Source organism: Pseudoxanthomonas koreensis, assembly GCF_010093225.1.
In the GTDB taxonomy this organism is placed as follows: Bacteria; Pseudomonadota; Gammaproteobacteria; order Xanthomonadales; family Xanthomonadaceae; genus Pseudoxanthomonas; species Pseudoxanthomonas koreensis.
Genome location: NZ_PDWM01000013.1, coordinates 1 through 26,137 on the forward strand (window position 1 = coordinate 1; position 26,137 = coordinate 26,137).

The 26,137-nt window shown below is 70.3% G+C and carries 18 protein-coding genes; 11 read left to right on the plus strand and 7 right to left on the minus strand.

Features of this window, described 5'->3' with window-relative positions:
- The 3 genes from CSC64_RS05695 to CSC64_RS05705 all read left to right on the plus strand — a co-directional run.
- The coding region (locus CSC64_RS05695; protein ID WP_162434365.1) for an LLM class flavin-dependent oxidoreductase at positions 1-795 on the plus strand (795 nt) is incomplete at its 5' end.
- 247 nt (positions 796-1,042) lie between these two features.
- A complete protein-coding gene (locus CSC64_RS05700; protein WP_052629443.1) occupies positions 1,043-1,252 on the plus strand; it encodes a cold-shock protein in 210 nt (69 codons plus the stop codon).
- A 71-nt stretch (positions 1,253-1,323) separates the two neighbouring features.
- Positions 1,324-2,895 (plus strand): protein adenylyltransferase SelO, encoded by a 1,572-nt coding sequence (locus tag CSC64_RS05705; protein WP_162434366.1) that lies wholly within the window; start codon positions 1,324-1,326, stop codon positions 2,893-2,895.
- Positions 2,896-2,929: 34 nt separating this feature from the next.
- Here the strand turns inward: CSC64_RS05705 and CSC64_RS05710 are convergent, their stop codons facing one another.
- A complete protein-coding gene (locus tag CSC64_RS05710; RefSeq protein ID WP_202922318.1) occupies positions 2,930-3,967 on the minus strand; it encodes an AraC family transcriptional regulator in 1,038 nt (345 codons plus the stop codon).
- 223 nt (positions 3,968-4,190) lie between these two features.
- Between CSC64_RS05710 and CSC64_RS05715 the strand changes: the two genes are divergently transcribed.
- The 3 genes from CSC64_RS05715 (at position 4,191) to CSC64_RS05725 (ending at position 9,154) form a co-directional block, all read left to right on the plus strand.
- A complete protein-coding gene (locus CSC64_RS05715) occupies positions 4,191-5,378 on the plus strand; it encodes a parallel beta-helix domain-containing protein (RefSeq protein WP_238389776.1) in 1,188 nt (395 codons plus the stop codon).
- A complete protein-coding gene (locus tag CSC64_RS05720) occupies positions 5,371-6,576 on the plus strand; it encodes an SO2930 family diheme c-type cytochrome (protein ID WP_238389777.1) in 1,206 nt (401 codons plus the stop codon). The genes CSC64_RS05715 and CSC64_RS05720 overlap by 8 nt, the downstream gene beginning before the upstream one ends.
- A 148-nt stretch (positions 6,577-6,724) precedes the next feature.
- Complete coding sequence (locus tag CSC64_RS05725) at positions 6,725-9,154, plus strand: TonB-dependent receptor (protein ID WP_162434368.1); 2,430 nt, start codon at positions 6,725-6,727, stop codon at positions 9,152-9,154.
- A 119-nt stretch (positions 9,155-9,273) separates the two neighbouring features.
- On the opposite strand, the gene dbpA is transcribed toward CSC64_RS05725, so the two are convergent.
- A complete protein-coding gene (gene dbpA, locus CSC64_RS05730) occupies positions 9,274-10,650 on the minus strand; it encodes an ATP-dependent RNA helicase DbpA (RefSeq protein ID WP_162434369.1) in 1,377 nt (458 codons plus the stop codon).
- A 55-nt stretch (positions 10,651-10,705) separates the two neighbouring features.
- Between dbpA and CSC64_RS05735 the strand changes: the two genes are divergently transcribed.
- On the plus strand, positions 10,706-12,601 hold the full coding sequence (locus tag CSC64_RS05735; protein WP_162434370.1) for an ATP-binding cassette domain-containing protein: 1,896 nt from the start codon (positions 10,706-10,708) through the stop codon (positions 12,599-12,601).
- 37 nt (positions 12,602-12,638) lie between these two features.
- On the opposite strand, the gene CSC64_RS05740 is transcribed toward CSC64_RS05735, so the two are convergent.
- Together CSC64_RS05740 and CSC64_RS05745 are read right to left on the minus strand one after the other, a co-directional pair.
- Positions 12,639-13,103, minus strand: coding sequence for a barstar family protein (locus CSC64_RS05740; protein ID WP_162434371.1), 465 nt, complete (start codon positions 13,101-13,103; stop codon positions 12,639-12,641).
- On the minus strand, positions 13,100-13,570 hold the full coding sequence (locus tag CSC64_RS05745) for a guanyl-specific ribonuclease (RefSeq protein WP_162434372.1): 471 nt from the start codon (positions 13,568-13,570) through the stop codon (positions 13,100-13,102). The genes CSC64_RS05740 and CSC64_RS05745 overlap by 4 nt, the downstream gene beginning before the upstream one ends.
- A 233-nt stretch (positions 13,571-13,803) precedes the next feature.
- On the opposite strand from CSC64_RS05745, the gene CSC64_RS05750 reads away from it, so the two are divergent.
- Positions 13,804-14,415: a superoxide dismutase gene (locus CSC64_RS05750; protein ID WP_162434373.1), complete on the plus strand. Its 612-nt coding sequence runs from the start codon at positions 13,804-13,806 to the stop codon at positions 14,413-14,415.
- 99 nt (positions 14,416-14,514) lie between these two features.
- Here the strand turns inward: CSC64_RS05750 and CSC64_RS05755 are convergent, their stop codons facing one another.
- The 3 genes from CSC64_RS05755 to CSC64_RS05765 are packed head-to-tail and all read right to left on the minus strand — an operon-like array spanning position 14,515 to position 19,529.
- Complete coding sequence (locus tag CSC64_RS05755) at positions 14,515-17,661, minus strand: multidrug efflux RND transporter permease subunit (RefSeq protein ID WP_162434374.1); 3,147 nt, start codon at positions 17,659-17,661, stop codon at positions 14,515-14,517.
- 12 nt (positions 17,662-17,673) lie between these two features.
- Complete coding sequence (locus CSC64_RS05760; protein ID WP_162434375.1) at positions 17,674-18,876, minus strand: efflux RND transporter periplasmic adaptor subunit; 1,203 nt, start codon at positions 18,874-18,876, stop codon at positions 17,674-17,676.
- 20 nt (positions 18,877-18,896) lie between these two features.
- On the minus strand, positions 18,897-19,529 hold the full coding sequence (locus CSC64_RS05765; protein ID WP_162434376.1) for a TetR/AcrR family transcriptional regulator C-terminal domain-containing protein: 633 nt from the start codon (positions 19,527-19,529) through the stop codon (positions 18,897-18,899).
- A gap of 125 nt (positions 19,530-19,654) precedes the next feature.
- Between CSC64_RS05765 and CSC64_RS05770 the strand changes: the two genes are divergently transcribed.
- From CSC64_RS05770 to CSC64_RS05780, 3 genes are all read left to right on the plus strand, one after another.
- On the plus strand, positions 19,655-24,673 hold the full coding sequence (locus CSC64_RS05770) for an NAD-glutamate dehydrogenase (RefSeq protein WP_162434377.1): 5,019 nt from the start codon (positions 19,655-19,657) through the stop codon (positions 24,671-24,673).
- A gap of 96 nt (positions 24,674-24,769) precedes the next feature.
- On the plus strand, positions 24,770-25,540 hold the full coding sequence (locus CSC64_RS05775; protein ID WP_162434378.1) for an NAD kinase: 771 nt from the start codon (positions 24,770-24,772) through the stop codon (positions 25,538-25,540).
- Positions 25,541-25,729: 189 nt separating this feature from the next.
- Positions 25,730-26,128 carry a hypothetical protein gene (locus CSC64_RS05780; RefSeq protein WP_238389778.1) on the plus strand — a complete coding sequence of 133 codons (399 nt, stop codon included), beginning with the start codon at positions 25,730-25,732 and terminating at the stop codon, positions 26,126-26,128.
- Positions 26,129-26,137: the final 9 nt, after the last annotated feature.

Consider the following 26,137-nt stretch of genomic DNA (forward strand, 5'->3'; position numbering starts at 1 on the left):
ATCCGGGTCGGGGCGGGCGGGATCATGCTGCCCAACCATTCGCCGCTGCAGGTGGCCGAGCAGTTCGGCACCCTGGCCGCGCTGCATCCGGGCCGGATCGACCTGGGCGTGGGCCGCGCACCGGGCACCGACCAGGCCACCGCGCGGGCGCTGCGGCGCACGTTCGAAGGGGCCGACCGCTTTCCGCAGGACGTGCAGGAGCTGCTGGGCTGGTTCGAGCCGGCCCAGCCCGCGCAGGCGGTGCGTGCGGTGCCGGGCGCGGGCCTGGAGGTGCCGGTATGGATCCTCGGCTCCAGCCTGTTCGGCGCGCAGCTGGCCGCGGCGCTGGGCCTGCCATACGCCTTCGCTTCGCATTTCGCCCCGGATGCGCTGGATCAGGCGCTGCTGCTCTACCACCGCGACTTCCGGCCTTCGCCGCGGCTGCGGCAGCCGTACGCGATGCTGGCGGTCAATGTCATCGCGGCCGCCAGCGATGCCGAAGCGCGGCGGCTGTTCACCACCGCGCAGCAGTCCTTCGTCCAGCTGCGCCGCGGCCGGCCCGGCCTGATCCCGCCGCCGGTCGACGACATCGAGGCCTGGTGGACCCCGGAGGAGAAGGCCGGCGTGGAACGGGCGCTGGCCTGCAGCGTGGTCGGCGGGCCGGAGACGGTGGCGCGCGGCCTGTCGGATTTCGTCGCCCGGCACCGGCCGGACGAGCTGATCGTGGTCGCCAACATCCACGACCACCAGGCGCGCCGGGAGTCCTACCGGATCGCCGCGGAAGCCTGGGGAATGGCCTCCGCGGAGCCCGGCTGAGGGCCGCGCCATACCCGTCCGTCCGGAGCGGCTGAACGCCCGATGCCGGCGGGCTCGCTATTCAGACGGAATAGGGGTATGGTGCGCGCACTGTGTTTGCCTGGGGTCACCGTGAATCGTGGCCAGATGCGGTCGACTTTGACGGTCGAGCTACATCGTTCCGCTTTGCCTAACGCCTGCAACCCAGTACGGCCCGGAAGAACCGGTGCCGGTGTCTTTTTCATTACTCAGTTGAGGAGTTAGCAAAATGTCCGATCGTCAGACCGGTACCGTCAAGTGGTTCAACGACGCCAAGGGCTTCGGCTTCATCACCCCGGAGAGCGGCGCCGACCTGTTCGTGCACTTCCGCTCGATCCAGGGCAATGGCTTCAAGTCGCTGCAGGAAGGCCAGAAGGTCTCCTTCATCGTCGTGCAGGGCCAGAAGGGCCTGCAGGCCGACCAGGTGCAGGCGCTGTAATCGCGCCGGCCCGCCGCAAGGCAGGCCACCACGAAACGCCGGGGGCGCAAGCCTCCGGCGTTTTTCGTTTCATGGACATCGAATTCGACAACACCTTCCTGCGCGAGCTGCCGGGCGATCCGGAAAGCGGGCCGCGCGTGCGCGAGGTGCAGGGCGCGGCATGGTCGCGGGTCGACCCGGCCCCGGTCGCCGCGCCGCGCCTGCTGGCCTGGTCGCCGGAGGCGGCGGCTCTGGTCGGCTTGGACGCGGCCGATGCGGCCGATCCGGAGTTCGCCTGCGTGCTCGCCGGCAACGCGCTGCTGCCGGGGATGCAGCCGTGGGCGGCGAACTACGGTGGCCACCAGTTCGGCAGCTGGGCCGGCCAGCTCGGCGACGGCCGCGCGATCTCGCTGGGCGAAGCGCTGGGCGCCGATGGCGGGCGCTGGGAACTGCAGCTGAAAGGCGCCGGCAGGACCCCGTACTCGCGCTTCGCCGATGGCCGCGCGGTGCTGCGCTCGTCGATTCGCGAATTCCTGTGCAGCGAAGCGATGCACCACCTCGGCGTGCCAACCACGCGGGCGCTGTCGCTGGCCGCCACCGGCGAGGAGGTGGTGCGCGACATGTTCTACGACGGCCACCCGCGGCCGGAGCCGGGCGCGGTGGTGTGCCGGATGGCGCCGAGCTTTCTGCGCTTCGGCAGCTGGGAGCTGCCCGCCTCGCGCGGCGATACCGCGCTGCTGCGGCAACTGGCCGACCATGTGCAGCGCCACCATTTCCCCGCCTTGGCCGGGCAGGGCGAAGCGGGCGACGCGGAATGGTTTGCGCAGGTGTGCGAACGCACGGCGTGGATGGTCGCCGGCTGGATGCGGGTGGGCTTCGTCCATGGCGTGATGAACACCGACAACATGTCGATCCTAGGCATGACCCTCGACTACGGGCCGTACGGCTGGATCGAGGACTACGACCCGGACTGGACCCCGAACACCACCGACGCGCAGGGCCGCCGCTACCGCTTCGGCACCCAGCCGCAGGTGGCCTACTGGAACGTGGTCCGGCTGGCGCAGGCGCTGTCGCCGCTGTTCGCCACCGCCGCGTCGCTGGAGGCCGGGCTGGAACGCTTTGGCAGCGCCTGGGACGCGGCCGGGCGCGACATGGTTGCGCGCAAGCTGGGCCTGGCCGCGTGCACGGACGACGACCTGCGTTCGTTTGCCGCGCTGCAGGAACTGCTGCAGGCCGGGCAGGTGGACATGACCCTGTTCTTCCACGGACTGGCGGAACTGGATCCGGCGGCGGCCGAGCCGGTGGCCGTGGCGATGGACGCGCTGGGCGAAGCCTTCTACGACGCCGATGCACGCGCCGCGGTGGAACCGGCGCTGCGCGACTGGCTGTCGCGCCATGCCGCGCGGCTGGCGGGCGATCCGCTGGACGAGGACCAGCGCCGCGAGCGCATGCGCCTGGCCAACCCGCGCTACGTGCTGCGCAACTGGCTGGCGCAGGAGGCGATCGACCGCGCGGAGCAGGGCGACCTGGGCGGCGTGCGCGAGTTGCAGGAGGTCCTGCGCCGGCCGTACGAAGCGCAGCCGGGTCGCGACCACTTCGCGCGCAGGCGGCCTGAGTGGGCGCGCGACCGCGCCGGCTGCTCGATGCTGTCCTGCAGCTCCTGAAGCCAAGCCGGCGCCGGCATTCGCCGTTGCCGGTTCAGGACGCGCGCGCCCGCATCGCGCGCGGCGCCAGTCCGGTCCAGCGCTTGAACGCGCGGCGGAACTCGCGCGGATCGTGGAATCCGATCGCAGCGCCGACTTCGGCGATGTTCGATCCGGCGCCGGTCAGCAGGCTCTCGGCGGTGTCGCGGCGCAGGCGGTCATGGATCGTCTTGTAGCTGGTCCCGGCGTCGCGCAGGTGGCGGCGCAGGGTGCGCTCGTTGAGGTGCAGCTCGGCGGCGATGTCGACCAGGCGCGGCCCGTCGGCCAGCTGCAGCCGCACCAGCCGCTCGACCGCGGCGACGATCTCGCTTGAAGGCCGCGCCGCCGGCAGCTGCTGTCGGCACAGTTCCACGACCTGGCGCGCCGTATCCGGGTTGTGCGCCGGCATCGGCGCATCGAGCCAGGATCCGTCGATGACCACGCGGTTGCAGGCCGCGCCGAAGTGCAGTTCGCAGCCGAACAGGCGCCGGTACTGCTCGACGTAGGCCGGGGCCGGATAGGCCAGTTCGACCAGGGCTGGCCCGAACTTCGGGCCGAGCAGCCCGCGGCAGAGCATCAGGCAGCTGGAGAACAGTTCCTCGCACAGGAACGGTTCGATCTCCGGTTCGGCCGTGCCCATGCGCGCGACCATCGCCATACCCGCGCTGCCGTCGCCGAGCAACTGCCGTTCCAGCTGCAGGTCCATCATCGCGCCGGTGATCGGTGCGAACTGCACCCCGATCCGCAGCGCCTCGCCGAAGTTGGCGGCGGTCATCATCGCCAGCCCGACCATACCGAAATGGCCCACGTCCTGGGAGCGGCCGACTGCCAGCCCGTGCCCCTCGCCGGGGAGCGTGCGCAGGGCCCGCGAGACGATCCGGCAGGCGTGGCGGTAGGAGAGGTACACCGGGGTTTCGGCACGGAACTGCCTGGGCTCCAGGCGCAGGCCTTCGAACCAGCCGTCGCAGGGCACGCCCAGGCGCTCGGCCATGGTGACCAGGCCGGCCACGATCCCACTCTTGATGTTGGCGTCGTGGAGCGGCAGGGCGTCCATCGGGCTGTTTGTCGGCATCGATCACAACTTGTCCGTTTTGCCCCCCAATTCTATGCCGGGTTTGCCCTCGCGCGGATACCCGCGCCCGATGGAGACTGGATGACAGGCAAATGACCGTGGACAGCGGGGGATACAGATGGGTGAGCGGGGCAGGGACAGGGGGGCGCGAGGCGCCCGCGGATGGCAGGGAGGTGCCCGTCCGCTGGCGCTGGCGGCGCTGGTCGTGGCGCTGGCCGGATGCGGCGACGGCGGCAGCGGCCACGTCGCGACCGCGCCGGTGGCCGAGGGCGATGCCGCCTTCGCCGACATCCTGCGCCAGCGCCTGCTCGACGCCCGGCCGGGCGACGTCATCGAGGTCCCGGCCGGCCGCTACAGCTTCGACCGTGGCCTGAGCCTGCGCGTGGACAACGTGACCCTGCGCGGCGCCGGCCAGGACAAGTCGGTGCTCAGCTTCAAGGGGCAGAAGGCCGGTGCCGAGGGCCTGCTGGTCAACGCCGACCACTTCACCATCGAGAACCTCGCGATCGAAGATGCGAAGGGCGACGGCCTGAAGATCAACGAGGCCGAGCACATCACCATCCGCGGCGTGCGGGTCGAGTGGACCGGTGGCCCCAGCACGTCCAACGGCGGCTACGGCCTGTACCCGGTGCGCACGCGCAACGTGCTGATCGAGGATTCGATCGCGATCGGCGCCTCGGACGCGGGCATCTACGTGGGCCAGTCGCGCGACGTGATCGTCCGCAACAACCGCGCCGAGTACAACGTCGCCGGGATCGAGGTCGAGAACACGGTCAACGCCGACGTGCACGACAACATCGCCACCAGCAATACCGGCGGCATCCTGGTGTTCAACATGCCGGCACTGCAGCAGCCCGGCGGCAACGTGCGCGTGTTCCGCAACCAGGTATACGCCAACAACACCGGCAACTTCGGCGCCAAGGGCACCCCGGTGGCGAGCGTGCCGGCCGGCAGCGGCGTGGTGGTCAACTCCAACGACGACGTCGAGATCTTCGACAACGAGATCAGGGACAACAAGACCGCCAACATCATCGTCTCCAGCGTCTACTCGACCGGCTACAGCGACGACAGCCGTTCGGAGAGCTTCGATCCCTATCCGGAGCGGATCTCGGTCCACGGCAACCGGCTCTCCGGTGGCGGCGACGCGCCGGACGGCTTCGACCTCAAGGCGCTGAAGCTGGCCCTGTTCGGCCTGAACGGCCGCCTGCCCGACGTGCTCTGGGACGGCTACGCCAACCCGGACCTGTCCGGCGGCCCGCAGATCTGCCTGCACGATGTCTCCGGCGTGGTGAACGCCGACGGCCCCAACGGCTACAGGAACCCGGGCCACGACGCCTCGTCGTTCGGCTGCACCCTGCCGCCGCTCCCGCCGGTGGACCTCAAGCGTGGCTGAGCGGGCATCGCGCGGGCGCGGCCCGCTGGGAAAACTGGTGTTGCTGGGCGGCGTGGCCGCGCTGGTCGCGGCGCTGGTCGCCGGGTGCCGGCCGGCGGCCGGTGGCCAGGTCGTGTTCCATGCCCAGGGCCAGCCGGAACTGCTTTCGGAGTGGCAGCTGTTCGACCTGTCCGGTGGCCAGCTGCAGCTGAACGAGCGGGTGCTGCCGTACGACCTCAATTCGCCGCTGTTCACCGACTACGCGCACAAGCTGCGCACGGTGTGGATGCCCGAGGGGAAAGCGGCGCGCTACGACGCGGAACAGAGCTTCGACTTCCCGGTTGGCACCATCATCAGCAAGACCTTCTACTACCCGCGCATCGAGGGCGAGCCGCGCGAAAGCAGCGCGGTGCTGCGCAGCGAAGGACACGAGGGCGCACTGCCGGGCGGTCGCCTGGACATGGAAAAGGTGCGCCTGGTCGAAACCCGCCTGCTGGTCCGGCGCGAGGACGGCTGGATCGCCCTGCCGTACGTCTGGAACGCGGCGCAGACCGAGGCCAGGCTCATGCGCGCCGGCGAGTTGGTGCCGCTGACCCTGGTGGATGCGGCCGGTGGGCGCGAGGAGGCCGCCTACCAGGTGCCCGACGCGAACCAGTGCGCCGGCTGCCATGGCAGCGACCTGAGCACGCGCGAGGTGCATCCGATCGGGCCCAAGGCGCGCCACCTGAACCGCGATTTCGCCTACCCGGGCACGGATGGCGTCGAAGTCACGCCCAACCAGTTGGAGCAGTGGCAGCGCCTGGGCTACCTCGAGGGCCTGCCTGAAGCGGCGGCGGTGCCGCGCATCGCCGACTGGAAGGACGCGGCGGAGTCCGTGGACGCGCGCGCGCGCGCCTACCTGGATATCAATTGCTCGCATTGCCACAGCGCGACCGGGCCGGGCAACACTTCCGGCTTGTGGCTGGCCAGCGACGTCGGCGACCCGCTGCGCCTGGGGCGCTGCAAGCTGCCGATCGCCGCCGGCCACGGCACCGGCAACCACCGTTTCGACATCGTTCCCGGCAAGCCCGACGAATCGATCCTGACCTACCGCATGGTCAGCAACGATCCCGGAGTGATGATGCCGGAGCTGGGCCGCAGCGTGACCCACGTGGAGGGCGTGGAGCTCATCCGCGCGTGGATCGCGGCCCAGCAGGGCGAATGCGGCGACAGCGGGTAGTCGCACCCATTCCCCGCGGCCGGGCTTGGGGGAGTACCGGCCGCGGGGTGCGCGTGGGTGCCGTCGGATACCGGCGGCACCCACGCGATCTTTTCCTCCGCAACCACAACAAGACCAGCCGGCGAAAGCACGGGCAGGGGAGAATCCGATGAAGGTTCGCAAGCATCTATTGGGCCTGCGCGTGCGCCAGGCGTTGTTCGGCGGCATCGTGGCAGGCGCCGCATCGCTGGCGTTGGCCGCACCGCAGGAAGGCGCGTCCGCGGCCGACGTGGTCGCGCTCGACCGGATCACGGTGACCGCGCAGAGCCGCGAGCAGGAACTGCAGGACGTCCCGATCGCGCTGCAGGTCGTCGGCGCGCAGATGCTCGACGACGTCGTCGCCGAGGACCTGAGCGGCGTCGACATGTTCGTGCCCGGCCTGGTCGTCAACGGCCAGCAGCCGACCCAGCCGAGCTTCCAGCTGCGCGGCATCAGCACCGACGACTTCGGCATCGGCACCGATCCGGCGGTCGGCGTCTACGTGGACGGCGTCTACGCCGGGCGCGGCGGCGGCGTGCTGCTGCCGTTCACCGACGTGGAACGCATCGAAGTGCTGAAGGGGCCGCAGGGCACCCTGTTCGGCCGCAACACCGCCGCCGGCGCGGTGTCGATCATCACCAACCGCCCCGGCGCCGAGGCCGAGGGCCGCGCGCGTGTGCGCTTCGCCGAACACGGCAAGCAGTACCTCGACGCGATGGCCAACATCCCGGTCGGCGAGGAATCGGCGTTCCGCCTCAACGGCGTGTTCAACCAGGCCGACGGCTGGATCCAGGACGCCAACACCGGCGAGGACCTGGCGCCGGAGGACAACTGGGCGACCCGCGCCGCCTTCAGTACCCGCTTCGGCGACAACACCACCGCCTGGATCACCTGGGACCACGAGGACCTGGACCAGCTCGGCCAGGCCACCATCGGCGTGGTGCCGCTGCCGGCCGCGCCCGGCGTGCCGGCGCTGCCGCTCGACGAAACCACCTACCTGGATCCGCGCCGGACGCCTGCCGCGGTCGACGTGGACGGCAACGAGGAGGCGCGCCGCTTCGACGGCGTCACCCTGATCGTCGACCATGCCTTCGAGTGGGGCAACCTGACCTCGACCACGGCCTGGCACGACTACGACGCCATCAACCGCGTGGAAGAGGACGGCACCGATCGCCGCAACCTGTACGTCGACTCGGTCAACACCGAGAGCAACAGCAACTTCTACCAGGAGTTCAAGTTTGCCGGCAGCGGCGAGCGCTTCGACTGGGTGGCCGGCGCCAGCTATTTCCACGAGAAGGCCGACCAGACCAGCCAGGTCAACGCCCATACCGACTCCGTCGACACGATCGTGCGCAACATGGGCCTGGCGCCGACGCCGGACGGCACGCTGTTCGGCTTCACCAGCCAGGTGATGCAGATGTACGGCATCCCGTTGACGCTGATGGGCGAGCCCTGGAACGAGCAGTTCGTCAACACGCTGGACACCACCGCCTACGCGCTCTACGGCGACGTGATCTGGCGGGTCAACGAGCGCTTCAACCTGACCTTCGGCCTGCGCTACACCCGCGACGAGAAGGACTTCACCTGGTTCAACGACCAGCGCTACGCGCCGGGGCTGGACGCGACCCTGGACCAGATGGAGGCCATGGGCATCTTCGACATGCTGGGGATCCCGAAGGAGGCGTACATCTTCGACATCGCCTTCATCGATCCGCCGGCGATGATGAACAAGGGCGTGAAGAACGGCGACTCGAACAGCTGGGACGACATCAGCCCGCGCTTCGTCGCCGACTACCACTTCACCGACGACCTCATGGGCTTCGCCTCGGCGGCCAAGGGCTACAAGGCCGGCGGCTTCAACGCGTTGCAGATCGGCAGCCAGTTCGACAACGAGGACGTGTGGAACTACGAGGCCGGCATCAAGCACGTGCTGCCCGCGTACCGGCTGCGCTACGACGCCTCGGCGTACTACTACACCTACGACAACCGCCAGGCGATCCGCCTGGACACCACCCCCGCGATCCCGCGCTACGTGGTCGACACCTCGGACCTGGAGGCCTGGGGCGTGGACTTCAACGCGGCCTGGCAAGCCACCGCGGCGCTGGCGCTGGACTTCAACGCGGCCTACATCGACTCGACCTACAGGCAGTACGTGACGCCCGAGGGCATCGACGTCAGCGGCCAGGCGACCGGCATCCCGTACTGGTCGTTCGCCGCCGGCGCGGCCTACGTGTGGGACCTGCAGGAGCGCGGCAGCGTGCGCGCCGCGCTGCGCTACGGCTACCGCGGCGAAACCCGCTGCAGCGACGAGTCGCAGACCCAGGGCACCTGCGGGGTGAGCCCGGCGTTGCGCCTGGGCGAGTCGCGCGAACTGGCCAACCTGCGCGTGGGCTGGACCTCCGCCGACAACCGCTATGGCGTGGCCGTGTACGGCGAGAACCTGCTCGACAACCAGTACGTCACCGGCCTGGGCACCTACGGCAAGACCGTGCTGGGCACGGTCGGCGCGCGTGTGAGCCCGCCGCGGGTCTGGGGCGTGGAGTTCAGCGCCGGCTTCTGACCGGCGCCGCAACAGGCGCACGCGGGGAAACGATGGCGGCGGTGCCCGTGCACCGCCGCCATCGCCGTTTCCGGGGACCCCCGCGTTCGCGCAGGCCCCGCAGAGCGGGGCTTGCCCCGCTAGAGCGGACGCACCCGGAACCGCCGGCCCTTGATCCTGCCGGCCTCCAGCCGCGCCAGCGCGCGCGGCGCCTGTTCGCGGACGATCGCCACGTACGAACGGGTGGCGTGGATGGCGATCCTTCCGATCGCCTTGGCAGGCAGGCCGGCCTCGCCGGTGAGCGCGCCGAGGATGTCGCCGGCGCGCACCTTGTCGGTCTTGCCGCCGTCGATGCGCAGGGTCGTCATCGGCGCCTGCGCCGGTTGCGACGGCCGGCCGGTGGCCAGCGGTGCGTTCTCGCGCGAGGGCGGCGTGTCCTGCGCGGCGGCGATCATCTCCGCGCGCGGGTTCTCGCGCGGCGCCACCAGGCTCAGCGCCAGGCCGCGGCGGCCGGCGCGGCCGGTGCGGCCGATGCGGTGGCGGTAGGCATCCACGTCGGTCGGCAGCTCGTGATTCACCACCGCGGCCAGGTCCTCGACGTCCAGGCCGCGCGCGGCCACGTCGCTGGCGACCAGGACATTGCAGCTGCGGTTGGCCAGCTGCAGCAGCACCTCGTCGCGGTCGCGCTGCTCCATCTCGCCGTGCAGGGCCAGCGCCGAGAAGCCGAACTGGCGCAGCGAGCCGGCGACCTCGTCCACGTCCTTGCGCGTATTGCAGAACACCACCGCCGACTCCGGGCGATGGCGCAGCAGCAGCCCGGCCACCGCCTTCTGCCGGTGCGCCGGATCGACGTCGAAGAAGCGCTGTTCGATATCCGGCGCGCTGATGCCGTCTTCGTCGGCCACTTCGACGGGTTCGCGCAGCAGCTGCCGCGCCAGCTCGCGGATGCTGTCCGGGAACGTGGCGGAGAACAGCAGGGTCTGCCGGTGCCTGTCGCAGCGCCCGGCGATCTCGCGCACCGGTTCCTCGAAGCCCATGTCGAGCATGCGGTCGGCCTCGTCCAGCACCAGCGTGCGCACGCCGCCCAGGTGGAGGACGCGCTTGCGGGCCAGTTCCTGGATCCGGCCGGGGGTGCCGACCACCACCTGCGGGTCGTGCGCCTGCAGCGAGGCGACCTGCGGATCCAGCGCGACGCCGCCGGTGAGGATGCTCAGCTTGAGGTTGGGGATGCCGGTGGCCAGCTTCCGCAGCTGCCTGCCGACCTGGTCGGCCAGTTCGCGGGTCGGGCACAGCACCAGCGCCTGCGCGCGGGTCGAGGCCGGATCCAGCCGCTGCAGCAGGCCCAGGCCGAAGGCGGCGGTCTTGCCGCTGCCGGTCGGCGCCTGTGCGATCAGGTCGCGGCCCTCCAGGATCGGCGGCAGCGACGCGGCCTGGATCGGCGTGGCGGTGGTGTAGCCCAGCGCGTCCAGGCCGGGACGCAGGGCAGGGGACAGCGGCAGCGAGGCGAATTCGGTCATGCGCCATTTTCGCAGGTTGCGGGTCCGCGCGTGGCATCGCCCGTACAATGCGCGCATGCCCCTGATCACCCTGCAAGACGTCGACTACAGCGTCGGCGGCCCCCTGTTGCTGGACCACGCCAGCCTGTCGATCGAGCCGGGGGAGCGCATCGCCCTGATCGGGCGCAACGGCGCCGGCAAGTCGACCCTGCTCAAGCTCATCGCGGGTGAACTGCAGCCCGATGACGGCCAGGTCCGGGTGCAGTCCGGCGGGCGCATCGCCCGGCTGGAGCAGGAAGTGCCGGGCGGCACCGCCGGCAGCGTGTTCGACGTGGTCGCCGCAGGCCTGGGCGAACTGGGCGCCTGGCTGGCCGAGTTCCACCACCTGGGCCACGCCGCCGAGTACGACGCGGCCGCGGTGGCGCGGGTGCAGGCCAGGATCGACGCTGCCGACGGCTGGGCCCTGGACCGCCGCGTCGGCGAGGTGCTCAGCCGCCTGGAGCTCGATGGAGAGGCGGTGTTCGCGCAGCTGTCCGGCGGCATGAAGCGGCGGGTGCTGCTGGCGCGTGCACTGGTGTCGGCGCCGGACCTGCTGCTGCTGGACGAGCCGACCAACCACCTGGACATCGAGGCGATCGACTGGCTGGAGGCTTTCCTGCAGGAATGGAACGGCAGCGTGGTGTTCGTCACCCATGATCGCCGCTTCCTGCGCGCCCTGGCCACCCGCATCGTCGAGATCGACCGCGGCCAGGTGACCAGCTGGCCGGGCGACTGGGCCAACTACGAGCGGCGCCGCGAGGAGCGGCTCAATGCCGAGGCGCAGGAGAACGCGCGCTTCGACAAGCTGCTGGCCCAGGAGGAAGCCTGGATCCGCCAGGGCATCAAGGCCCGACGCACCCGCGACGAGGGTCGCGTGCGCCGGCTAAAGGCCATGCGCAGCGAGCGCGCGCAGCGGCGCGGGCTGTCCGGCAACGTGCGCATGGAGGCCGCACAGGGCGATTCTTCCGGCAAGAAGGTGATCGAGGCCAGGGCGGTGTCGTTCGCCTTCGGCGAGCGCGTGCTCGTGCGCGATTTCTCCAGCACGATCCTGCGCGGCGACCGCATCGGCCTGGTCGGCCCGAACGGCAGCGGCAAGACCACGCTGCTCAAGCTGCTGCTGGGCGAACTGCAGCCGCAGCAGGGCGAAGTGCGGCTGGGCACCAACCTGCAGGTCGCCTATTTCGACCAGTACCGCGCCACCCTGCGCGAGGACTGGAATGCGATGGAGAACGTGGCCGGAGGCCAAGACTTCATCGAGCTCAACGGCAGCCGCAAGCACGTGCTGGCCTACCTGCAGGACTTCCTGTTCACCCCGGAGCGCGCGCGTGCGCCGATCACCCGCCTGTCCGGCGGCGAGCGCAACCGCCTGCTGCTGGCGCGGCTGTTCGCGCAGCCGTCCAACCTGCTGGTGCTGGACGAGCCGACCAACGACCTGGACGTGGAAACCCTGGAGCTGCTGGAGGACCTGCTGGCCGACTATGCCGGCACCCTGCTGCTGGTCAGCCATGACCGCGACTTCCTCGACAACGTCGTCACCTCGACCCTGGTGATGGAAGGCGAGGGGCGGGTGGGCGAGTATGTCGGCGGCTACAGCGACTGGCTGCGGCAGCGGCCGCAGCCGGCGACCGGTTCTCCTGCGAACAGGGCTGCCGGCAGGCCTGCTGCTGCGGCTCCCGTCGCCGCGCCAGTGCCGGCGACGGGAGCGCCCACGGCAAAGCGCAAGCTCAGCTACAAGGATGCGCGCGAACTGGAGCAGTTGCCGGCGCGGATCGAGGCACTGGAAGGCGAACTTGCCACGCTTGCGGCGGCGCTGTCCGATGCCGCGTTCTACCAGCAGGATGCGGGCGTGGTGGCCGCGCACACGCAGCGCATGGCCGCCGTGCAGGCCGAACTGGACACCGCGTACGCCCGCTGGGCGGAACTGGACGGCTGAAGGATCGCCGGCGCCCGGGCGTCCCGGAACGCAACGCTCAGGAACGCCGGGGAACCTGGCCGCGGTCGTCCTGCGCCTGCCCGGTGCCGGCAGCGCCAAGCGCCAGGAACGCCCAGAACGGCACTCCCGCGTCGGCCCACCAGTGCGAGGCTTCCTGCAGGATGCCGACCAGCGTCTCCAGTTCGTGCGGGCGGTTCGCCTGCAGTTGTCCGGCGGCCTCGAACAACAGTGCATAGCCCGGCGCCGGCAGCCATTCCAGGTCGCGCAGCGCGTCCATCAAGGCATCCCAGTTGCGGCCGCGGCCGCCCGGCAGGTCGAGCACGGTACCGATGCGCAGCAGCAGCGCCTGCTTGTCGCCGCAGCCGTCCAGGTCGATGCGCCGCAGCAGCAACCCCGCATCGCGCGCGGCGGCGGCCAGCGCGGGCAGGTCGCCGACCTCGACCTCGAACACGCCGGCCTGGCTGGCGTCATCCAGGCCGATGTCGAATCCGGACTGGCTCATCGCAGCACTCCTGTCGCCGGCGGCTCGAAGGCGCGGAAGGTTTCGTAGTGGTCGGCGGTGTAGTACCACTCGCTGGGCGGATCGCCACCGGTGACGATCCGGCGTGCGCCGCGGTGGCCCAGGCCTGGCGTGGGCACGGTGTACTCGCGGTACCAGCCATGCGCGCGCGTGGGCAGGCGGCGCTCGCGGTTGCCGAACACGCTGCCGTCCTGTGCATGCGGGAGGCGCGTGCCGGTCTGGATCGCGCTGATGACCGCGGCGGCTTCCGCCGGGAGGAAGCCGGGCAGGGCCGCGGCTCGCGCGGGCACGCTGGCCTGTTGCGTTCCGTTGGCGGTCGGCGCAGGCGTTTGCGGCGCTGGTGCGCTCGGCAGCAGCAGCCAGGCGACCAGCAGCACCGCAACGATGGCGAGCAGCAGGCGCGGCAGCGCCCGGGAGCGGGGCTTCTGGTGGCGGGAGGGGCGCGACATGGCCCGAGTATGCGCGAGCGGGCAGGGACATGCTTGAACACGCGCCGACGGCAGGCCGCTTCACGCAATGGCAACCGTGGCGCCGGCATGCTCGCTGCCTGCCGCCCCGACCGTGGGACGCAGCATTCCTTCCGGCGGCGCCCCCGCGGCTTGGTCCGGCGCGCCGGCGTCCCTACACTGTGGAGTGCCGCCCGCGTCCGCCGGGCACGATTCCAATCCACAAGGAGACCAACGTGGCCTATACCCTCCCCGAGCTGCCGTATGCCTACGATGCGCTGGAACCGCACATCGACGCGGAGACGATGAAGATCCACCATACGAAGCACCACCAGACCTACATCAACAACGTCAACGCCGCGCTCGAAGGCAGCAGCCATGCCGACCTGCCGGTGGAGGAACTGGTCGCGAAGCTGAAGACGCTGCCGGAGAACCTGCAGGGCCCGGTGCGCAACAACGGCGGCGGCCACGCCAACCACAGCCTGTTCTGGACGGTGATGTCGCCCAAGGGCGGCGGCGAGCCGAAGGGCGAGGTGGCCAAGGCGATCGACAGGGACCTGGGCGGCTTCGAGAAGTTCAAGGAAGCCTTCACCAAGGCCGCGCTGACCCGCTTCGGCAGCGGCTGGGCCTGGCTGAGCGTGACCCCGGACCGCAAGGTCGTGGTCGAGAGCAGCGCCAACCAGGACAGCCCGCTGAGCGAAGGCAACACCCCGATCCTGGGCCTGGACGTCTGGGAACACGCCTACTACCTGAAGTACCAGAACCGCCGCCCGGACTACATCGGCGCGTTCTACAACGTGGTCGACTGGGACGAGGTCGAGCGCCGCTACCAGGCCGCCACGAAGTAATCCCCGCACCACCGCCACAGAAAAACGCCCCGGCAAAACCGGGGCGTTTTCCGTAGAGCGGGGCTTGCCCCGCTGCCTCCGTCGAAGGCCCGGCCCGGCTCACCGCATCGCCGAGCCGCCCTCGCGCTCCTGCTTCTCCAGCCATTCCTTCGACGGCTCGTCGAGCCTGTCGCCGAGCATGCGCCGGACCACGATGAAGAACACCGGGATCATCAGCAGGCCGAGGAAAGTGGCGAACAGCATGCCGCCGACCACGCCGGTGCCGATCGCGTGCCGCGAGTTGGCGCCGGCGCCGGTGGAGATGGCCATCGGCATCACGCCCATGATGAACGCGAACGAAGTCATCAGGATCGGGCGGAAGCGCAGCCGCGCCGCCTCGATCGTGGCCTCGCGCAGGGTCTTGCCGTGCAGCCGCTGTTCCACCGCGAACTCCACGATCAGGATCGCGTTCTTCGCCGCCAGGCCAATAATGGTGATCAGGCCGATCTTGAAGAAGATGTCGTTCGGCAGGCCGCGCACCAGGCTGAACACGATCGCGCCCAGCATGCCCAGCGGCACCACCAGCAGAACCGCCACCGGGATCGACCAGCTCTCGTACAGCGCCGCCAGGCACAGGAACACGACCACGATCGACAGCACCAGCAGCAGGGTGGCGGTGTTGCCGGCCAGGATCTCCTGGTAGGACATGCCCGACCAGTCGTAGCCGAAGCCGGCCGGCAGGTCGTTCTCGACGATGCCCTCCATCAGCGCCATCGCCTCGCCCGAGCTGTGGCCCGGGGCGGGGGAGCCGACGATGTTGACCGCGGCATAGCCCTGGTAGCGGCTGAGCGACGGCGGGCTGGTGATCCAGTCGGTGTCCACGACCGTGGACAGCGGGATCATCGAGCCGGTGGCCGGGCTGGGCGTGTAGAAGTTGGCCAGCGATTCGGCGCCGGTGCGGAACGGTGCGTCGGCGCGCAGGTTCACGCGCTTGATCCGGCCTTCGAAGAAGAAGTCGTTGGCGTACACCGGCGCCAGCATCAGGCTGACCGCGTTGTAGATGTCGCCCACGTCCAGGCCCATCGACTGCGCCTGCACCCGATCCACGTTCAACTTCAGCTGCGGCGAGTCCTCGAGCCCGTTGGGACGCACGCCGACCAGGGCGGGGTTCTGCGCGGCCGCGCCGAGCAGCTGGTTGCGCGCGGCGGTCAGCGCCGCCTGGCCCTGGCCGCTGCGGTCCTGCAGCCACATGTCGAAGCCGCCGAACTGGCCCAGGCCCTGCACGGTCGGCAGGTTGACCACGAAGATCGAGGCGTCCTTGATCCCGAACAGCGCGCCGTTGGCCTGCTGGATGAACTCCGGTGCGGTCAGCTCGCGCTCGTCCCACTGCTTGAGCCGGATGAAGGCCATGCCGACGTTCTCGCCGGAGCCGACGAAGCTGAAGCCGGCCACCTGCATCATGCTTTCGTAGCCTTCGATCTGCTCCAGCCGGCCGCGGACCTCGTCGAACACGTGCTGGGTGCGCTGCAGGGTCGCGCCCGGCGGCAGCTGCACGATGGCCATGGCGTAGCCCTGGTCCTCCTCGGGCAGGAAGCTGCCGGGCATGCGCGTGAACAGGAAGCCGCACAGCAGCGCCAGCACCGCGAACAGGATCATCCAGCGCGGCGCATGCCGCACGGCGCTGCCGATGTGGCCGACATAGGTATGGCTCACCTTGTCGTAGTACTTGTTGAAGGTGCGGAACACCCGGTTGGAATTGGCGTGGTGGCTGGGCTTGAGGAAGGTCGCGCACAGCGCCGGGGTGAAGCCCAGCGCCAGGAACGCCGAGAAGGCCATGGCAATGGCAATCGTCAGCGCGAACTGCTTGTAGATCTCGCCGGCCGCGCCGCCCTGCAGCGCCGAGGGGATGAACACCGCCGCCAGCACCACGGTGATCGCGACCACCGCGCCGGTGATCTGGCCCATCGCCTTGATCGTGGCATCGCGCGGCGCCAGGCCCTCCTCGGTCATGATCCGCTCGACGTTCTCGATCACCACGATCGCGTCGTCGACCACGATGCCGATCGACAGCACCATCGCGAACAGGGTCAGCTGGTTGATGGTGAAGCCGATGATGGACAGGCCCAGGAAGGTGCCCAGCAGCGCCACCGGGATGACCAGCGTCGGGATGATGGTGGCGCGCAGGTTCTGCAGGAAGATCAGCATCACCAGGAACACCAGCACCACCGCCTCGAGCAGGGTCTTGACCACTTCCTGGATCGAGATCCTGACGAAGGTGGTGCTGTCGAACGGCGACATCCAGGTCACGCCCTGCGGGAAGGTGGCCTGCAGCTCGTCCATCTTGGCGCGCACCGCCTCGGCCACGTTCAGCGCGTTGGCGCCCGGCAGCAGCTGCACGGCGAAGCCGCCGACCGGCTTGCCGTTGAACTTGGTGTCGAAGCCGAACGCACCCGGGCCGATACTGACCCGGGCCACGTCGCGCAGGCGCACCGTGGTGCCGTCGCTGTCGGCGCGCAGGATGATGTCCTCGAACTGCTGCGGCGTGGTGAAGCGGCCCTCGGCCGAGACCGTGGCGGTGAACACCTGGCCCTCGGGCGCGGGGTCCGCACCGACCGAGCCGGCCGCGAACTGCACGTTCTGCCCGCGCACCGCCGCCAGCACCTGGCTGGCCGACAGGCCGAAGCCCTGCAGCTTGCCCGGGTCCAGCCAGATGTTCATGGCGTACTCGGCGCCGAACTGCTGCACGCTGCCCACGCCCGGGATGCGCGAGATCTGGTCGATCACGCGCGAGCCGTTGATGTCGTTGAGCTGGTTGCGGTCCACCGCCGGGTTGTCCGAGACCAGGCCGACCACCATCAGGAAGCCGGAATTGGCCTTGGCCACCACCACGCCCTGCTGGGTCACTTCAGTGGGCAGTCGCGGCGTGGCCAGTGCGACCTTGTTCTGCACCTGCACCTGGGCGATGTCCGCGTCGGTGCCGGTCTCGAAGGTCAGGGTGATGCTGGCACGGCCGCTGGCGCTGGACGAGGAGCTGAAATACAGCAGGTGGTCGATGCCGGTGAGCTGCTGCTCGATGACCTGGGTGACCGCGCGCTCCACCGTCGACGCGCTGGCGCCGGGGTAGGTGGCGCTGACGGTGACCTGGGGCGGGGCGATGTTCGGGTAGGACTCCACGCCCAGGCCGAGGATCGCGATCACGCCGGAAAGCGAGATCAGGATCGCCACGACCCAGGCGAAGACCGGGTGGTTGATGAAGAACTTGGGCATGGGAAGCGATCCTTACTTGGCCGGCTCGGTCTTGGCGGTGTCGGCCGGTGCCTGGGCCGGCACCTTGCCCGGCGCTGCGCCCGCGGGCGGCGTACCGGCTCCGGCCGGCTGCCACGGCGTCGCCTTGGCCGGCGCGCCCTCCTTGACCTTCTGCACGCCGGAGACGATGACCTTGTCGCCGCTGGCAATGCCGCTGGTGACGATCCACTGGCCGTCCTGTTCCGCGCCGGTGGCCACGTCCCTGCGCTCGACGTTGCCGTCGGCACCGACCACGCGCACGTAGGCGCCGTTGGCATCGCGCTGCACTGCTTCCTGCGGCACCAGGAACACGTCGTGCAGTTCGCCCAGCCTGGCCTTGAGGGTGACGAAGCTGCCCGGGAACAGGGTGATGCCCGGGTTGGGGACCAGCGCGCGCAGCGACACCGCGCCGGTGGCCGGGTCGACGGTGGTGTCGGAGAAGTCGAGCACGCCGGCCTCGGAGTGGACCTTGCCGCCGGGCAGGACCACCTGCACGGGGGTGTCGCCGGTGCCGGCGAGGGACACGTTGGCCGCCGAGCGCAGCTTGGCCAGTTCGGTGGAGTTGATCGAGAAGTTGGCATACAGCGGGTCGAGCTGGTCGACCGTGGTCAGCAGGGTGGCGTCGCCCTGGCCGACCAGCGCGCCTTCGGTCACCCGCTGCTTGCCGGCGCGGCCGGCGATCGGCGCGGTGACCTTGGCGTAGCCCAGGTTGATCTGCGCGGTCTGCACGCTGGCGCGCGCCGCTTCCACCGCGGCGGCGGCGCTGCGCTCGGCGGCCACCGCATTGTCCAGGTCGTTCTGCGAGACGAACTTCTGCGGAGCCAGCTGGCGGGCGCGCTCGGCGGTGGCGCGGGCGTTGGCGTAGCTGGCCTCGGCCTGGGCCAGCTGGCCGCGGGCCACGCCCAGCGAGGCCTGCAGCGGGGCCGGGTCGATCTCGAACAGGACTTCGCCCTCGCGCACGTCGCTGCCCTCCTGGTAGGCGCGGCGCTGCAGCACCCCGGCCACCCGCGCGCGCACGTCGGCGCTGCGGTACGGCGACAGGCGGCCGACCAGGTCGCGGGTCAGCGGCACGGTCTGCGGCCTGGCCTCGATGACCCCGACCTCGGGCGGGGGCGGCGCGGCGGCCTGGTCGTTGCCGCCGCAGGCGGTCAGGGCGAGCAGTCCGCAGGCCAGGAGGAGGGGACGGTGGAGGTGCATGGGAGCTCCGGGGGATAGGTTCAGGAACGGGAGACGGGGGGCGCGAAGGCGCGCAGGAAGCTGTCGACCGCGAACTCCGCCCACCTTGCCTGCCGGGGGGTGTCGTCGCGGTGAGGAACCAGGAAGCGCTGCCGGTCGAAATCCAGGCCGGTGATCATGCCTAGCAGCAGCTCGGCCGCGGAGTGCGGATCGTCATGGCGCAGCAGGCCGCGACGCATGGCCTGCTGCAGCCACGCGGCGAGCCGTTCCTGCAGGCCGGCGACCCAGATCGCGTACAGGCCGCGCACCTCGTCCGGGAACTGGCAGGCCTGCGCGGTGACCAGCCGCGCGGTGCCGATCGTGCCGGGCGCGGACAACCGCTCCAGGTGTTCGCTGGCGAACGCCACCAGGGTGGAACGCAGCGTTGCGGCGTCGGGCTGGCCTGCCAGCGGCGTGGAATTGCTGGCTTCCTCGCTCATCACCTGCAGCAGCAGCGCCGGCTTGGATCCGTAGCGGGCGTACAGGGTCTGTTTCGAGCAGCCGGCGCGCGCGGCGACGGCGTCCATGCTGATCTGCACGCCCTGCTCGCGCACCAGTTCACGCACGGCCCGGCGCACCCGCTGGTGGCGGGCGTCGACGGCCGGTCGCGGAGCGGGCGCGGTATGGGATTCCATGAGGAAATGGACTATACCGTCCAGTTTACTAATTTGGAAGAGGCTGTTTCTGCCGTGCCGCAGCAAGGAAGTGCTTGCGTACGCGGCTACAATCTGCGCACCTACTTCCGCGGAGTTCCCGTTCCATGAAATCCACGTCACCAGGCGGCAAACGCACGGCCAAGACCGCTCCCGCCAGCAGCGTCGCCAGGCAGAAGAAGGCGGTCGCCGCCGAGGCTGTCGAGTCCGCCGCGCGCACCACGCTCGAAGCGGTGTACGCCGCCGCGCGCCCGCGGGTGCCAGCGGCGCGCCAAGCCGAGCTGCAGGAGTTCCTGGCCGATTTCTACCGCCGCCTGGAAGACGACGAGTTCCCGCAGCATCCGGCCCAGGCCTGGGCGGCGATCGGCGTGGACATGCTCGAGTTCGCGCGCCGGCGCAAGCCCGGCAGCGCCAACGTGCGCGTGTTCAATCCCACGCTGAAGGACAACGGCTGGGAGTCGGCCTACACGGTGCTGCAGATCGTCAACGACGACATGCCGTTCCTGGTCGATTCGGTGAGCATGGCCCTGGCCGAGATGGGCGTGGGCGTGCACGTGCTCGGCCATCCGCTGGTGCGCATCGCCCGTGATGCCTCCGGCAAGCTGCTGTCGGTCGGTGACGGCAAGGCCGAATCGCTGATGCTGCTGGAACTGGACCGACAGCCGCCGGAAGCGATGCGCCGGATCGAACAGCGCATCGCCGAAGTGCTGGCCGAGGTCCGCGGCGTGGTCGGCGACTGGGCGCAGATGCGCGAGCGCATGCAGGTGCTGGCCGACGACCTGGCCACCCGGCGCATGCCGGTCGACGACACCGGCCGGCGCGAGGCGCAGGAGTTCCTGCGCTGGGCGGCCAACGACCATTTCATCCTCTACGGCTACCGCGAGTACAAGGTGGTCAGGCAGGGCGGCGAATCGGTGCTGGCGCCGGTCGAGGGTTCGGGCCTGGGCCTGATGCGCCACGGCGACGGCGCGCCGCCGCGTCCGGTGAAGACCCTGGCCGCGCACGGCCTGAACGAGTCCGGCGCCAGCGACGTGCTGGTCCTGACCAAGACCACCGGCCGCTCGCGGATCCACCGCAAGGGCTACATGGACTACATCGGCGTGCTCGAGTTCGACGCCAGCGGCAGCATCACCGGCGAGCAGCGCTTCCTCGGCATGTACACCTCCAGCGCCTACAACCGCCGGCCCTGGGAGATCCCGCTGGTGCGCGAGCGCTACGAGCACGTCATGCGCCGCAGCGGCCTGTCGCCGAACAGCCACAGCGGCAAGGCGCTGCGCCACATCCTGGAAACGCTGCCGCGCGAGGAGCTGTTCCAGGCCAGTGAGGACGAGCTGTACCGCACCGCCACCGGCGTGCTGGGCCTGCAGGAGCGGGTGCGCAGCCGCCTGTTCCTGCGCCGCGACCGCTATGGCCGCTTCTTCTCGGCGCTGGTCTACATCCCGCGCGAGCGTTTCAACACCGACGTGCGCCTGCGCATCGAGACGCTGCTCAAGGACGCGCTGCAGGGCGAGCAGGTCGATTCCAGCGTGGTCCTGGGGCAGTCGCCGCTGGCCCAGCTGCACCTGATCGTGCGCCCGCGCGGCAGTGCCGCCGCCGAACTGGACACCACCGGGCTCGAGCGGCGCCTGGCGCACCTGCTGCGCAACTGGCAGGACGACCTGCGCGAACTGCTGATCGCCCGCCACGGCGAAGCCGAGGGCCTGCGCCTGGCCAGCGTGTTCGGGCGCGCGCTCCCGGCCGGCTACATCGAGGACATCTCGCCGGAACTGGCCGCCAACGACGTCGAGCAGCTCGCCGCGCTCACCGGCCCGGACGACCTGCGCCTGAGCCTGCACGCGGTCGCGCGCGAGGGCACCGCCGGCCTGCGCCTGAAGCTGTACCGCCAGCACGACGACATCCCGCTGTCGGACGTGCTGCCGCTGATGGAGAACATGGGCCTGCGGGTCATCTCCGAGCATCCGTACCGGCTGCAGGCCAGCCTGCCTGACGGCGGCAGCCAGCCGATCTACATCCAGGACTTCGAGGTCGAGCCCGCCACCGGCGGCAACGTCGACGTGGCCCGCCTGGCGCCGCTGTTCGAACAGGCCTTCGCCGCGGCCTGGTCCGGCCGGGCCGAGAACGACGGCCTCAACCGCCTGGTCCTGGCCGCCGGCCTGGACTGGCGCCAGGTCTCGCTGCTTCGCGGCTACTGGAAGTACCTGCTGCAGACCGGCGTGCCGTTCTCGCAGAACTACGTCGAGGAAACCCTGGGCCGCTACCCGCTGCTGGCGCGGCTGCTGGTGGAGCTGTTCGAGGCGCGCTTCCACCCGGCCACCGGCAAGGAGTCGCGTGCCGAGGTGCTGGCCGGGCAGCAGCGCCTGGTCGAGCAGCTGCGCGTGCTGGCTGCCGGCGACGAGAACGTGGTCAAGGTCCTGCAGGACGTCGTCGACGCGCGCAGCGCGGACCGCGGCGTGCAGGAAGGCGCCGCCCGCGGCGCCCTGCTGAAGCTGCTCGACCGGGTCGGCAACCTGGACGACGACCGCATCCTGCGCGGCTTCATCGGCGCGATCGATGCGACCCTGCGCACCAGCTATTTCCAGGTCGGCGCCGGCGGCGAGCCGGGCCACTGCATCAGCTTCAAGTTCGACCCGGCCCAGGTGCCGGACATGCCCAAGCCGCGCCCGTACCGCGAGATCTTCGTCTACGGCCCGCGCGTTGAAGGCGTGCACCTGCGCTTCGGCCCGGTCGCCCGCGGCGGCCTGCGCTGGTCCGACCGTCGCGAGGATTTCCGCACCGAGGTGCTGGGCCTGGTCAAGGCGCAGATGGTGAAGAACACGGTGATCGTGCCGGTCGGCGCCAAGGGCGGCTTCATCGTCAAGCAGCCGCCGGCAGGCGGCGATCGCGATGCGATCCAGGCCGAGGGCGTGGCCTGCTACAAGCTGTTCATCCAGGGCCTGCTGGACATCACCGACAACATCGTCGGCGGCAAGATGGTGCCACCGGACGATGTCGTCCGCCATGACCAGGACGATCCGTACCTGGTGGTCGCCGCCGACAAGGGCACGGCCACGTTCTCCGACATCGCCAACGGCCTGGCGCTCGCGCATGGCTTCTGGATGGGCGACGCCTTCGCTTCGGGCGGCTCGGTGGGCTACGACCACAAGGGCATGGGCATCACCGCCCGCGGTGCGTGGGAGTCGGTGAAGCGCCACTTCCGCGCCCTGGGCCGCGACTGCCAGAGCGAGGACTTCACCTGCGCCGGTATCGGCGACATGTCCGGCGATGTGTTCGGCAACGGCATGCTGCTGTCCAGGCACATCCGCCTGGTGGCCGCGTTCGACCACCGCCACATCTTCCTCGACCCGGATCCGGACGCGGCGCGTTCGTTCGCCGAGCGCGAGCGCCTGTTCAAGCTGCCGCGCTCGAGCTGGGCCGACTACGACGTGAAATTGATCAGCAAGGGCGGCGGCGTGCATCCGCGCAGCGCCAAGGCGATCGAGATCACTCCGCAGGTGCGCGCGGTGCTGGGCCTGGACGAGGCGGTGAAGTCGCTGCCGCCCAACGAGCTGATGTCGGCGATCCTGAAGGCGCCGGTGGACCTGATCTGGAACGGCGGCATCGGCACCTACGTCAAGGCCGCCAGCGAGCAGCATTCCGACGTCGGCGACCGCGCCAACAACGGCCTGCGCGTCAACGGTGGCCAGATGCGCTGCCGGATCGTGGGCGAGGGCGGCAACCTGGGCATGACCCAGCTGGGCCGGATCGAGGCCGCGCACGCCGGCGTCCTGCTCAACACCGACTTCATCGACAACTCCGCCGGCGTGGACACCTCCGACCACGAGGTGAACATCAAGATCCTGCTCAACGGCGTGGTCGCGCAGAAGAAGCTGGCCCTGCCGGCGCGCAACAAGCTGCTGGCCTCGATGACCGACGAGGTCGCGCGGCTGGTGCTGCTGGACAACTACCGGCAGAACCAGGCCATCAGCCTGATGGAGCGGATGAGCGCCAAGCGGCTGGGTTCCAAGCAGCACTTCATCCGCACCCTGGAAGGGCAGGGCCTGCTCGACCGGCAGATCGAGTTCCTGCCGTCGGACGCCGAGCTGTCGGCGCGCAAGGCCCGCGGCCAGGGCATGACCCGGCCGGAGCTGGCGGTGCTGCTGTCGTACTCCAAGCTGGTCGCGTTCCAGCAGCTGCTGGATTCGGACATCCCCGAGGACCCGTACCTGTCCAAGGAACTGCAGCGTTACTTCCCGGTGCCGCTGCAGAAGAAGTACGCCGACGAGATGGAGCGGCACCGCCTGAAGCGCGAGATCATCGCCACCGCGGTGACCAACGCCACCATCAACCGGATGGGCGCGACCTTCCTGCTGCGCATGCAGGAGGACACCGGCCGCAGCCCGGCCGAGGTGGCCAAGGCCTACACGATCAGCCGCGAGACCCTGGACGCGCGGATGCTGTGGGCGCAGATCGACGCGCTCGACGGCAAGCTGCCGGAGGCCGCGCAGATCGACGCCCTGCAGGTGATCTGGGACCTGCAGCGCTCGTTCGTGCGCTGGCTGCTCAACCGGCCCGGGGCGATGCCGAGCATCACCAATGCGGTGGAGCGCTACCGCGAGCCGTTCCACGGCATCCGCGAAGCCTCGGGCGTGCTGCCCGATTCGCAGCGGCCGGCCTACGAGGCGGCGCTGCGCGAGTGGCGCGACAAGGGCATGCCGCCGAAGCTGGCCCAGCAGCTCTCCGAGCTGCCGTACCTGGCGCCGGCATTCGACATCATCGAACTGGCGCGCTCGCGCAAGCTCAAGCCGGTGGACGTCTCGCGCGTGCACTTCCGCCTGGGCGACGCGCTGGGGCTGCCGTGGCTGTTCGAGCAGATCGACGCGCTGGCGGTGGAAGGCCGCTGGCACGCCGTCGCCCGCGGGGTGATGCGCGACGAACTGGCCGCGCACCACCGGGTGCTGGCCGGCCACGCGATGTCGCAGCCGGGCGCCGACCCCGATGCGAAGGTGCAGCACTGGCTGCAGCGCGACGATGCGGCGCTGCGCTTCACCCTGGGCATGCTGGCCGAACTGTCGACCCAGCGGACCCTGGACTATCCGACGCTGTCGGTGGCGGTGCAGAAGCTGGGCCAGCTGGCCGCGCGCGGCTGACGTGGAAAGGGATGCCGGCCAACCGCCGGCATCCCTCCGTCCGCACATCGTGAACCCGGGGGCGGTATCCTCGCGGGCGTCCGCATGGAGACCCCGATGAGCGCCAGCCCACGCATCGCCTTCCTGGCCAGTGCCGCGCCCAACGCCCAGCAGGCGCTGGAGACCATGGTCGCGCGCCACGGCCAGCACCCGCCGGAAGAGGCGGACGTGATCTGCTCCCTGGGTGGCGACGGCTTCATGCTGCAGACCCTCCACCGGCATGGCGGCCTGGGCAAGCCGGTATACGGGATGAAGCTGGGTACGGTCGGCTTCCTGATGAACCACTACAACGCCGAACAGCTGCTCGAGCGCATCGCCGGCGCCGAGCCGGCCAAGCTGCGGCCGCTGGAAATGGTCGCGCAGACCGAGTCGGGCGGCAGCACCGGTTCGCTGGCCTACAACGAGGTGTCGCTACTGCGACAGACGCGGCAGGCCGCGCACATCCGCATCGGCCTGAACGGCCAGACCCGGCTGGACGAACTGATCTGCGACGGGGTGATGGTGGCCACGCCGGCCGGCAGCACCGCCTACAACTTCTCCGCGCACGGGCCGATCCTGCCGCTGGGCTCGCACACCATCGCGCTGACCCCGATTGCCGCGTTCCGCCCGCGCCGCTGGCGTGGCGCGACCCTCAAGGCCGACCCCGAGATCCGCTTCGAGGGGCTGGATCCCTACAAGCGCCCGGTCAGCGTCACCGCCGATTCGCACGAGACCCGCGACGTGGTGGAGGTGGTGATCCGCGAGTCCACCGACCGTACCGTCACCCTGCTGTTCGACCCCGAGCACAACCTCGAGGAACGTATCCTCAGCGAGCAATTCGTGGTATGACGAAACCGCCATCCCGCCCGCATGCGGGGCGGCGGGCCGGGTGAAGTGGGCAGTCCTTCCCGGCCTTTCCAACAATCCCGTGTCGGACGACTACAACGGAAGGGGAGGGGTCCCGTGAAGTTGCGGTTTCTGCTGCTTCTGTGCGCCTTGCCGGCGCAGGCGGAAGCGTCGTGTGGTTTCGCCGGAAACATGACGCCGTTCCAGGCCGACACCTCGGTGCTGGTCGACAACGTGCTCGTCCCTGCACCGGAGGTCGAATCGGCCAGCGTGGTCCGCGGTGCCGGCGGTGGCGCCAGCTGCGATGCGCTGGGCTTCCTCTCGGTCGAGATCAGGTGGCCGCGCGGCAGCGACTACGACCTGGACGAGGTCGGCTTCGAATACCGGGGGGTGTCCGGCGAGCCGCCGGACGGACTGCTGCCGGCGGGCGTGCTGGTGTCGCCGTCGAACGGCCGACGGGCCGAGCACCAGTTCCCCTGGCAGGCCCTGCCGCCGGAACAGCAGCAGCCGATCCACCTGGTGCTGGAAGTGCGCGCGGTGACCCGCGACCGCCAGCGCGGCGTGCCGGCCAGGATCGCGGTCGACCAGTAGCCACCGGCC